This window comes from Bacteroides sp. K03 (genome assembly GCF_019734355.1).
GTDB classification, from domain to species: Bacteria; Bacteroidota; Bacteroidia; order Bacteroidales; family Bacteroidaceae; genus Bacteroides; species Bacteroides nordii.
This window is the reverse complement of the sequence record NZ_JAASHC010000022.1, coordinates 13,162-26,148: the sequence shown is the minus strand read 5'-3', so window position 1 is coordinate 26,148 and position 12,987 is coordinate 13,162. Positions and strand designations below refer to the sequence as shown.

Here is a 12,987-nt window from a genome sequence, read left to right as displayed (position 1 = left end):
AAATATACTTAAAAGAAGAAGGTTCTGTTTGCCCTTAAAAGGGTAGACAGAACCTTCTTCTTTTAATCACCAATCATCCATATAAACTTACCACCATAAGATCCTCCATCAGAATTCCTCCACTTTCCTCTCTAATGCAGATATATTATATCAAATAAAAGTTAACAAGCCTTCTTCGTTAGCTAAGGAGTCTGAAAAATAAGAATAACTTTCATCTGAATTTGTTCTCTACACTCTTTTATCTATGTAATATGTAAATATATACAGATAGATTTAAAAGAAGAACAGAAGAGATATTTCACTGATCATTTATAAACTAATAATCAAAAAGAATGAAACAAAAAGATTTCGTATTTTTCATGCGCTCTGTAATCTATAACTTTGAGAATAATAATAATCACGGGACCGCGCATATATACAAAAGCAGTTTAAATAGTTTTATAGGATTTTGCCATAGCAACACAATACCTTTCAAAAAAATTACACCGGAATTATTGAAAGGCTTTGAATCATATTTAAGGCAAAAACAAAGAAGCTGGAATACAGTGTCCACGTATCTACGGGCATTACGGGCCACCTACAACCGTGCTGTCGATAAGCATCTGGCTCCCTACGTTCCGCGCTTGTTCAAGCAGGTTTATACAGGAACACGGGCAGACAGAAAGAAAGCATTGAATATCAAAGATATGTCCCGAATACTTCATAGCTGGAATACAGATGAAACACCCCACCACCTTTCCCGTACGCACGGTTTATTCATTCTTATGTTTATGCTGCGTGGCTTACCTTTTGTAGATTTGGTGAACTTACACAAAAAAGACTTAAATGGCAACATCATCACCTACCGTCGCCGCAAAACGGGTAAACAACTAACCGTAAAAATACCTCAGGAAGCATTGAGTATTCTGGAGGAATATATGGATACAAATCCACATTCCCCTTACCTGTTTCCATTTCTGACCCATAAAGAAGGTACAACAGAGGCTTACCATGAATATCAATGGACACTACGCACATTCAATCAGCAGCTTTCTCTTCTAACAGAAGTGCTTCGGCTCAGGACACGCCTGAGTTCATATACCGCAAGGCACACATGGGCTACCCTGGCTTATTATAATGAAATCCATCCCGGAATTATTTCAGAAGCAATGGGACATTCATCAATTACAGTTACGGAGACTTATTTGAAGCCCTTCAATATTGAAAAAATAGATGCAGCAAACAGGAAAATCATTTCGTCAGTAATACACCTCAATCCATGAACTGCTGACCTTATTACTTTGTAGGTAACAGAATATATATATTGGTACAAAGATTAAAATATTTTTCCTATGAACAAAATAATCCTCCTATTTTTTTATCAAAACAAGGAAATATAAATCAAAAATTAAGAATAGAGGAACATTTCACCCAAACTACTCATAAAACAACCTTATAATGTAAAAGAATAACATCACCATATCTATCCGAATAAATATGGACTACATTACTATTGCATCTACTTCTATGCAAATGATAAATAATTAAAAAAACGGCTACTCAAAACGCTTTAGAGCTCCTGTTTTACCTTTTTTCTGTTACCTACAAAGTAACAGAACTATAACCTGAAAATAATATTATTAACAAAAAAGCAAAACAGACAGGAGTTATGATAACATGGTTTGGTAGTTTTTTATTTTCGAGCAACAGAAAGGAGTATATTAACATCGCAGCTACATTTAATACTACTCCCTGGCGGGTTTATAGCCTTGCTCACAGATCCAGAGCCCGCAGCAGTAAAGAAGCCCAAATATTAACAGAGCTAAAAGAAAGAGGGATAATCACAACCGTCCGTATCTTTTAATCAGAAAAAAAGAAGATGCTTACATACTCTAATTGTTTATCAACATAAAAGTCGGATGCATCTTCTTCTTAATCAATTTGTGACTCATTTCATACGTAATATTTTAGTAAACTCCTTCATTACTTCTTTCAAAACAACTGTTGTGAGATCATCAATCTCTTTATATGCAAATCCATGGGCATAATATTCTTTACATAAATTATCTAAATTCTGATCTAGCCGAATCGTCTTGTGTGAACTTGAATCATATATATACCATTCCAATACAACATTCGTACTTACAAATAAGTCTTGCTCACCCTTTGGAAAAGTATATGTCTGACCTACATTATTAACCTCAAAACCAGAATAAGAAGTAATAGGATCATTCAAAGAGCCGTCATCGGTTACTTTCTTACCGCCAACATGCATTACAGTTTTCATATCAGCCAACATAATAACCATATCAGGCTGATATTTTTCAGCTATAGCCAATAACAAACTATCTTTATTGTTGGTGTTTTTTCTTGTATAAATCGAAGAACAGTCTCTGTTTCTCTGTTCATCGATATATTTTTCCAGCTCGTTCAATAAGCGATGAGACAAAGATCCATTTTCTATTGAAATAACATAACTACCTTTTTTCTTACGATCAGAAGCGTTTAATAACATAGAGTATAGAATTTCTCCATTACTATCCTCCTTAAAATTAGAATTATGTATAATGCAGACTGTACCCTTTGGTACATATATGCTTTTTTCTTTCACAGCATCTCCTGTTTCTGCATTACGAACTACACTGGAAACCATTTGTTTTCCAGTAGCACAACTCACCAAGCAAACTGTACACAACATTAAAAGATAAAATGAACACCTCATAATATTCAATTTTAAATTAAACATCAATAATAAGAAGTAAGTACTTTCCACTCTAACAATTCTCAAATATAGTTTTTTTTATTACAACAATGTAAGAAAATTCTCATTATTATATTCTAATAGTCAACAATATAAAATAAATTCTTATATATATTTTTTCTTATCACTGTTCGGTTATATTTCTCAATACAAATCTATAAATGTTTCTCCCTATATAAAGAGATCCAACCTATACTATATTTCCTACCACTAACAGTACACTTGTATACATACAAACAGTAACTTTGATATAAAAAGAACTCAAGGAGCGGAATATTAGAACATCCAGATGTTTCCCATTATAACATCCGGATGTTATAAATACAGCAAGAGCATACCAATATCCATATCACATTAATAAACAACATATTAAATGCATGCATTTATAGACATAATAATATACTATTTTTATATTTTAGATTATATGCTATGTGGATACCATCAGCAGTTTCAGAAGAATAAATAAATGCAGAACAAAAAAAATTCCACCTGTTATGAACTTTAAGGGAATTAGCCGTTTCGTTCAAAACAGGTGGAAGAAGATAAACACTCTTGTTTATTCCATTTCCAATGTACCGAAGAAATCGGGACGATGAAAATCTGGTTTCTCTATCTCGATAGGATTCCAGGAAAGGAAATGCGGAGTTTGAAGTTCGTCACCACATTTGTAGAAGTTCGCCTTTATTGTTTTACCATCCAGTGAGGTTAACTGATGTTTAAAAAATGCAGTATAAGGAATAACCAAGGCAACCTCCCAGGTTATTTCTCCTACCCGCTCTTCAAAAGGTACACGTCCGAGACTTGACCAACGCTGTACCTGAGCCGTTACATCTACCGGCGCATGTTCACGGTTGTTACGTTGTGGACCGGCCCCTATCAAAACAGTCCCAATACAATTACATTCAATATTATAGTAGATTCCGTCGCCGGCAGGAATAGAAAAGAACTCCACACAGGAATCAGTCCACACCGAACCGTTATCTTCGCCATAGCGGGCACGCACGCTGGCCTCTGTTACTTTAAAATGCAGCAAAATGGCACTCTCTGTATGAGCTACCCGAAATTCTACTTTCGGACAATAAGGATATTCTGTCCAATTCACTTGATTAATAGGCTGGAATCCAATCTTTTCTTCATCCAGCAATTTAGGAAGTGAACTGACTTCCACGTTGGCTACACTAATTTTTTTTACTTTCATAGCTTCATGTATTTCTATAAGTCAAACAAAAGTAATATATTTGTGGTTAGTTTCACCTTAAACCCGGCAAAAAGTGAAAAAATTCATCCTTTTATTCTTAGTTATACTTAATACAGTCACCGTTCTTGCTCAGAAACAAAACATAACTTTCAGTCATCTGACTACTGATGACGGGTTATCTCAGTTTTCTGTGAACAGTCTCTATGTAGACGAAGAAGGGGGAATCTGGATAGGCACACGTGAAGGGCTGAACCGTTACAATGGTAATAATATAAAAACATTCAAACTACAGAAAAACAATCCTAACAGTTTGTTCTGTAATACCATTCTTCGTATTACAGGAGATCAGAAAGGAAAAGTCTATGTGCTATGTACGGAAGGTGTAGCCGAGTTCGACCTTACCACCCAAAAGTTTACCACTTTATTGCAAGGAAAAGTCACAAGTATTTATTTTAACGAACGTCTTTTTATCGGTAAAAAGGATGAAGTATATGTATTCAATAAGGAGACACGGAACTTTGATCTTACTTACCACTTGGCAGGAAAAGATATTTCTATCGTTTGCCTCCATCTTGACGATAAAGGTAATCTATGGATGGGAACCGAAAACAGCGGCGTTTACAAACTAGACAAAAACAAAACACTTACCCACCCCATTGAAAAGGGAAATATAACAAGTATTTACCAGGATTCTTCAAAAGAGCTATGGATCGGAAGCTGGGAATACGGATTATATCACATCGACAGAGGGGGAACAATACACAATATGCGTCACGACCCGTTAAATCCAAATAGTGTTTCTTCTGATTTTGTCAGAGATTGTTGTGAGGATAACAATGGAAATATTTGGATCGGTACATTTAATGGGCTGAATCGTTATCAAAAGAAGAATGGCCGTTTTGACGTTTATACAGCAGGCCATGAAACAGAAAGCCTCACGCACTCTTCTATCTGGTGCATTGTAAAGGACGCCCAGGGTACCTTGTGGCTCGGTACCTATTTCGGAGGAGTAAATTATTTCAATCCGGAATACGAAATTTATACCCGATACAAAGCTTCCGATACAGAACGGGATGGCCTAAGTAGTTCTATCATCGGACGTATGATAGAAGATAAGGATGGAAATTTATGGATATGTACAGAAGGAGGTGGAGTAAATGTCTATTACCGAAAAGAAGGGACTTTCCGATGGTTACGCCACGAAGAGGGACGCAACAGTACTTCGCATAATAACGTAAAAGCGATCTATTATGATCAAAAGGGTGAAAGAATGTGGTTCGGAACCCACTTAGGCGGACTTAATAAACTGGATTTACGTACGAACCGCTTCACTCATTACAGAATGAAAGAAGATGATCCCCACTCATTACCCTCAGACATCATCCGGGATATAACTCCTTTCCATGATCAGCTCATTGTGGGTACACAAAACGGGGTATGCCTATTTGATCCGGAAACAGAAACCTGCCAGCAACTCTTCAAAGATACCAGAGAAGGACAGGCTATAAAAATGGTGGCCGATTTATTTGTTGATAGAGACAGTACACTTTGGATTGCTGCAACAGGCGAAGGCGTTTATTCCTATCGGTTTGATACAGATAAACTGACCAATTACCGACATGACCCAACAATTCCGAACGATGTCGACAATCATACAAACAGTATCAGTAACAACAATGTAAACAGTATCATGCAGGACAGCCAGGGCAACTTATGGTTTTCTACATCAGGCAGCGGGCTCGATCTGTATCACAAGGAAACAGATAGTTTTGAGAATTTCGATATGCAGAAAAACGGCCTCTCCAGTGATTGTATCTACGAAATACATGAATCGTCTTTTGAAAAAAACTGCCTGCTGCTCATTACTAATCAAGGATTCTCCCAGTTTGATGTTCCTAACCGAAGATTCCACAATTACAGCATTGAAAACGGATTTCCTTTAACTGCTGTGAATGAGAATGCACTGTATATCACCCGTGACGGAGAAGTATTCCTGGGTGGTGTACAGGGAATGATATCCTTTCACGAAAAAGCTCTGTTTTTTACCCCAAAATCATACAATATCCTCCTGTCACGTCTCGTCGTCAACGGAAAAGAGATTGCTCCGGATGACGAAACCGGTATCTTGCAATACTCTTTATCTTATACTCCCGAGATTACCCTACAGGCGAATCAGAATATGTTTAGTATCGAATATGCCACCTCGAACTATATTCCTGCCAACCGGGATAAAATACTTTATCGTCTCGAAGGATTTTCCAATGAATGGAACAGTGTACAACGCGGTCAAAACTTCATCACATACACCAACCTGAATCCCGGTACGTATACTTTTATAGTAAAGACCCAGCGGGAAGATATCAAAGCAATCCGGCTAAAAATTCATATTCTTCCACCATGGTATAAGACTTGGTGGGCGTACCTTATTTATGTTGTGTTAACAGGTAGTCTGCTATTATATCTTATCCGGGTTTATAAATCGAGAATCCGTTTGCGTGAATCTCTCAAATACGAACAGAAACATATTGAAGATCTGGAATCATTAAATCAGTCCAAACTAAGATTCTTCACTAATATTTCTCATGAATTCCGTACACCACTTACACTTATTGTGGGGCAGATAGAAACGCTGTTACAAATACAGACATTTACTCCAACTGTGTATAATAAAATTTTAAGGATTTACAAAAGCAGTATGCAATTGCGCGAGTTAATCGGAGAGTTACTGGATTTCCGTAAACAGGAACAGGGACATATGAAGATTAAAGTAAGCAGGCATAATCTGGTTACTTTCCTTTATGAAAACTACTTATTATTTTTAGAGTATGCCAGCAGCAAAAAAATCAACTTCAAATTTAAAAAAGAGGAGGAAGACATTGAAGTATGGTATGACCAGAAGCAGATGCAAAAAGTCATCAACAATTTACTCTCCAACGCATTAAAGCATACTAAGGAAGAAGACACGATCTCTATCTGTGTAAAAAAACAAAACGGCAATGCTGTCATCATAATACAAGATACAGGTTCGGGTATTGATGCTGCCGAGATAGATAAAATATTCGACCGCTTCTATCAGACTGAGCAGCTTGACACTTTAGCAGTAGGTGCCGGAACCGGAATAGGACTGGCATTAACCAAAGGTATCATTGAGTTACATCACGGTACAATATCCGTAGAAAGTGAAAAAGGTAAAGGCAGTAGCTTTATTATCACATTAAAATTAGGCAACGGGCACTTTGAACAAGAGCAGATTTCCCTGAAAGAAGAGATCATACAACAGCAGGAACCCGTACAGCCAGGTACTGCCGCTGTAATGGCAGAAGCAGCTTTAGACAACGACATCGTTCCGACTCACCCATCAGATATTAAAATGCTGATTGTGGAAGATGATGCATCTATTCGTGAAATGCTGGCAGAACTCTTCCGAACTTTCTATCAGGTTATTACTGCATCGGATGGCGTAGAAGCATTGGAACTGGTACAGAAGGAAATGCCAGGTATCGTGTTAAGTGATGTAGTCATGCCTCGTATGTCCGGAACGGAATTGTGCAAACAGATCAAAGGCGAGTTTAATACCTGCCATATCCCGGTCGTTTTACTTACAGCAAGAACTGCCGTAGAACATACTGTAGAAGGATTACGTCTTGGAGCTGATGATTATATCACAAAACCATTCAATATCAACATATTAGTTTCACGTTGCAATAATCTTGTCAATTCTCGTATTCAGTTGCAGGAGAAGTTTACAAAACAGCCTCAGGCATTTGCACAGATTCTGGCCACAAATCCTATGGATAAGGAGATGTTGGACCGTGCTATGGAAATTATAGAAAAGTATCTGGATGATTCAACTTTCAATGTCAATACCTTTGCCCGTGAAATGGGAATGGCACGTACCAACCTGTTCAGTAAGCTAAAAGCCGTAACCGGACAAACTCCCAATGATTTCATACTTACCATCCGTCTGAAAAAAGGTGCCGTTATGTTACGGAACAATCCAGAGTTGAACATTACAGAAATTTCGGATAAAGTAGGGTTCTCTTCATCGCGATATTTCAGTAAATGTTTTAAAGATGTATATCACGTCAGTCCGATGAATTATCGAAAAGGAGAAGAAGGAGAAGACGACGAAGAAGAAGAGTGATTAGTGGTTAATGATTAGTGATTAGTGATAAGTGATTAGTACCATACAGGAAAATTGTGCAGCCTACTAATCACTTATCACTAATCACTAACCACTAATCACCCATCCCTAATCGCTTATCACTCCCCATTATGTACTTTTCTTGCCTTTATCCGTACAACATTATCCACTATCTTGTTTCATGAGGACTATCTTTGCACTGTAGAAATCCTTAAACAATAAAAACCATGAAACAGGTATTGTATACTTTACCTCTACTTTCCGGTATCACTTTGATAACGAGTTGTGGAGTCAGTGCCCAAAAAGAAACTGGAAATAACAAGCAACAAAAACCTAATATTATCTATATTTTTGCTGACGATCTTGGCATTGGTGATCTTAGTTGTTACGGAGCAACCAAAGTTAGTACCCCTAACATTGACCGGCTGGCAGGACAAGGTGTACAGTTCACCAATGCCTATGCAACTTCCGCCACCAGTACTCCTTCCCGGTTCGGACTATTAACAGGCATGTATCCCTGGCGACAAGAAAACACAGGAATTGCTCCGGGAAACTCCGAATTAATTATTGATACTACTTGTGTCACGATGGCCGACATGATGAAAGATGCAGGATATACTACCGGTGTAATAGGGAAATGGCATCTCGGACTAGGTCCCAAAGGAGGAACCAACTTCAATAAACAGATATCACCCAATACACAAGACATCGGTTTTGATTACGAATTTGTAATTCCTGCTACCGTAGATCGTGTACCTTGTGTGTTCGTAGAGAATGGGCGGGTAGTAGGACTCGACCCGAACGACCCGATTACAGTCAGCTATAATCATAAAGTGGGTAACTGGCCTACAGGTGAAGAAAATCCAGAGTTGGTTACACTCAAACCCAGCCAAGGGCACAACAATACAATTATTAATGGTATTCCCCGCATCGGATGGATGACAGGAGGAAAATCGGCTCTCTGGAAAGACGAAGATATTGCCGACATCATTACCAACAAAGCTAAAAACTTCATTTCACAACATAAAGACGAACCGTTCTTCCTGTATATGGGAACACAGGATGTACATGTTCCCCGCATTCCACACCCTCGTTTTGCAGGTAAAAGTGGATTAGGTACCCGCGGTGATGTTATTCTGCAATTGGACTGGACAATCGGTGAAATCATGAATACATTGGACAGCTTGAACCTTACAGACAACACAATGCTAATTTTCACAAGCGATAATGGTCCCGTCATTGATGACGGTTATCAAGACCAGGCTCTTGAAATGCTGAACGGTCATACCCCTATGGGGATTTACAGAGGTGGCAAATACAGTGCTTATGAAGCTGGTACACGCATTCCATTCATCGTTCGCTGGCCGGCAGGCATCAAACCAAGTAAACAACAAGCCCTTTTCTCCCAAATAGACGTTTATGCCTCTCTTGCTTCTTTACTGAAACAGCCTTTGCGAAAGGGGGCTGCTCCTGATAGTCAGGAACATTTAAGAGTGTTATTAGGTAAAGAAGCTGCTAACCGTGACTACGTTGTACAGCAAAACCTGAATAATACACTTGCTATCATCAAGGGACAATGGAAATACATTGAACCCAGTGATGGACCGGCTATCGAGTACTGGACAAAAATGGAATTAGGCAATGATAAACGTGCTCAACTATACAATCTGTCATCTGATCCTTCCGAAAGACAGAATGTGGCAAACGAACATCCCAAAATAGTGCAAGAGTTATCTGCTTTATTAGAAGAAGTAAAGAAATAAAGATCTTATTTTTAATACACAATTCATATGACAAAATACAAATCTATCAGAAATGGTATCTGTGCTACCATAATGGCGGTTACACCTATCCTGCTTTCAGCACAAATAGTTAAACATGACAGGCTTCTGTCTTTCGAATCGGCAGAAGTACCTTCATTTATTTCCGGTACAAACTCCGGTCTATCCATCTCCGACCAACATTATAAAGACGGTACGCACTCCCTGCAATGGAAATTCCAGCCAGGGAGCAGTATCACCATTGATAAAGATCTGAAATTCGAAAAGAAAGATCCGACAGGAGTTGATAAATACCTGTCAGTCTTTGTGGTATGGATATACAATGAAAAGCCAATAGCCCAAACTATGCAATTCGAATTTCTGAAAGATGGAAAAGTATGTACTTCATTCCCTTTCGGATTGAATTTCCATGGATGGCGGGCTGCCTGGGTATCTTATGAACGGGATATGCAAGGGACCCCCGAAGAGGGAATGAACAAAATACGCATTACCGCTCCCTATGTTCCGGGCGAAATATTCATTGATCATTTGCTCACAGCCGCTAAAATGGATCATCGTTATCAAACTGCCGATTTACAAGTGCCGTTTGTTAACAAAGAAACCGGTAATCATTGGTTATTTGCATTAAAATATTCTCAATTAACTCCGGATATCCCACTGGAAAAGACGGTTAGTAACCTGCAACATAAGGAAATAAAAGTAATAGAAAATCGTCTGCGGGAAATAATCTGTCCTCCAAGTGAGGTTACTCCTCAGACGATAGTCAACCTGCGCAAAGCATATGACTCCTATGGTATAACATACAAAGATGGCAAAGTTTCCGGACTTCCTCTTTTTTACGGACGTGCAGCCGAAGCTTACGAACGCATTCTGCCGGATTGGAAAGGAAATATAATAGCCGCTAATAACATGGAGGTTAGCAATTTCTTTAGTTTGATGAACAGAATCGCCGTGGCATATAACAATGCAATAAATCCTCAAGACAAAGACGCGCTCAAGCAAATGTTTATTACAATGTATGATCATATTACCGATCAGGGGATAGCATATGGCAGTTGTCTGGGTAATATCACCCATTACGGTTATAGTTTCCGTCCTTTCTTTACAGCCTATTTTCTGATGAAAGAGGTATTCCGGGAAATAGGAAAACAAGAAGAAGCAGAAAAGGCAATGCTTTGGTATTCGACTGTAAACGATGTATATAATAAACCGAAAACAGCAGGTATCGATATTGATTTCTTTAATACACTCAGTACCGGACGCATCGCCAGCATCCTGTTCATGGAAGATACTCCTGAGAAAGTACAGTATCTGAAATCCTACTCACGATGGCTCAATAATGGTTGTCTACCGGCTGAAGGGTTGAATGATGCCTTCAAAGCAGACGGTTCCGCCTATCACCATTGTAACAATTATCCGGCCTATGCAACAGGTGGTCTTACCGGAGCTACCAACATGATTTACCTATTAAGTCATACCAATTTTGCAGTATCAGAATTAGCTCATCAGACAGTAAAAGAGGTACTTCTCACCATGCGTTTCTATTGTAACAAACGTAGTTTCCCTCTCTCAATGTCCGGGCGTCATCCCAATGGGAAAGGAGAGTTAATTCCCGAGCATTATATTCTAATGGCTCTGGCAGGCTCCCCTGACAGAAAACAAGATATCGACACAGATATGGCCAATGCCTATTTACGCCTTACAGAAGCACCGTATAAATGCAACAAACAAGAAGAATCCTTCAGAAATCTATTTACTGCTAAAGGATTTAGTCCGGAACAGGATCCTGAAGGAAATAAAGCAATGGGATACGCTTGTGTATCCATACAACGTCGTAATAACTGGTCGGCAGTAGCCCGCGGTCATTCGCGTTATCTATGGGCTGCCGAACACTATCGTGGTGCAAACCTTTTCGGACGTTATCTGGCACACGGCAGTCTGCAAATCATGACTGCTCCTCAGGGAGAAGAGGTATCGTCTACCAGCGGCGGATGGCAGGAAGAAGGTTTTGACTGGGGACGTATCCCAGGAACTACAGCCATTCATCTCCCGGTAGATCAGCTGGAAGCCAACATTCTTAATGTAGACGTGTTTTCGGGATATGAAGAAATGCTATATTCGGATGAAGCGTTTGCAGGAGGTATCTCACAGGAACACCGGAACGGAGCATTCGGTATGAAGCTTCATGAACATGATAAATACAATGGCTCACACCGCGCCCGTAAATCTTTTCATTTCTTTGACGGAGTGATTGTATGCCTTGGCTCGGATATTGAAAATACAAACAATGAATATCCTACAGAAACAACCATCTTCCAGCTTGCAGTAAAAAATGAGGCCGAACACAATTTCTGGAAAAATTACCAAGGAAATGGAAAGTACTGGATAGATCACATCGGAACAGGTTATTATGTTCCTGTCGTTGCCAAGTTCGAAAAAAACTTTCCGCAATACTCACGTAAGCAAAATACCGGAGAGAAAACCGAAGGAGACTGGGTATCACTAACTGTCGATCATGGTAAAGCACCCAAAGGAGGCTCCTATGAATATGCGATTCTTCCCCAGACAACCCAGACAGAGATAAGCAGTTTCGCTAAAAAGCCATCTTATAAGGTACTTCAAAAAGATCGTAATGCACATATCGTACGCGATCTGAAGAGTAATACTACTTCCTATATCTTATTTGAAACTCCGGATATGTTACCGAAAGGTCTCATACAAAAGGTAGATACCTCTTGTCTCATCATGTTACGCGAGCATAAGCAGGAAGCGGTACTTACCGTATGCCAACCTGACCTGGCACTCTATCGGGGGCCTTCCGATGATATATACGATGAGCAGGGAAAACGCATCGAACGCAGTATTTACTCCCGTCCCTGGATAGGAAATCCAAGCCAATCAATCCCCGTCCGTATCGAGCTAAAAGGCAAATGGGGAATCAATGAAACTCCCGGGTGTAAAACAGTCTCATCAGATACTAAAAAAACAGTATTAGAGTTTACCTGCACAGATGCAGCAAATCTGGAAGTTAAACTAATTAAAAAGGAATAAGAACTAATTCCCAATAAATACTATAAACGGGAGTTTAAAGAAGTAGTACATTGTATAAACTAATTTAAAATGA

Annotated in this window: 6 protein-coding genes; 4 read left to right on the top strand and 2 right to left on the bottom strand. The window is 39.0% G+C overall.

Features of this window, described 5'->3' with window-relative positions; all coding sequences use genetic code 11:
- Positions 1-332: 332 nt before the first annotated feature.
- Entirely contained in the window at positions 333-1,262 is a 930-nt protein-coding gene (locus HCG69_RS14550; RefSeq protein WP_221650627.1) for a site-specific integrase, read from the top strand.
- A 665-nt stretch (positions 1,263-1,927) separates the two neighbouring features.
- Here the strand turns inward: HCG69_RS14550 and HCG69_RS14545 are convergent.
- Entirely contained in the window at positions 1,928-2,701 is a 774-nt protein-coding gene (locus HCG69_RS14545; protein WP_221650626.1) for a hypothetical protein, read from the bottom strand.
- Positions 2,702-3,296: 595 nt separating this feature from the next.
- Positions 3,297-3,938, bottom strand: a complete 642-nt coding sequence (locus tag HCG69_RS14540) for a carbohydrate-binding family 9-like protein (protein ID WP_221650625.1) — start codon at positions 3,936-3,938, stop codon at positions 3,297-3,299.
- Positions 3,939-4,011: 73 nt separating this feature from the next.
- On the opposite strand from HCG69_RS14540, the gene HCG69_RS14535 reads away from it, so the two are divergent.
- From HCG69_RS14535 to HCG69_RS14525, 3 genes are all read left to right on the top strand, one after another.
- Positions 4,012-8,082: a two-component regulator propeller domain-containing protein gene (locus HCG69_RS14535; RefSeq protein ID WP_221650624.1), complete on the top strand. Its 4,071-nt coding sequence runs from the start codon at positions 4,012-4,014 to the stop codon at positions 8,080-8,082.
- A 227-nt stretch (positions 8,083-8,309) separates the two neighbouring features.
- Entirely contained in the window at positions 8,310-9,845 is a 1,536-nt protein-coding gene (locus HCG69_RS14530; protein ID WP_221650623.1) for a sulfatase-like hydrolase/transferase, read from the top strand.
- 27 nt (positions 9,846-9,872) lie between these two features.
- Entirely contained in the window at positions 9,873-12,914 is a 3,042-nt protein-coding gene (locus HCG69_RS14525; protein ID WP_221650622.1) for a chondroitinase family polysaccharide lyase, read from the top strand.
- Positions 12,915-12,987 lie beyond the last annotated feature (73 nt).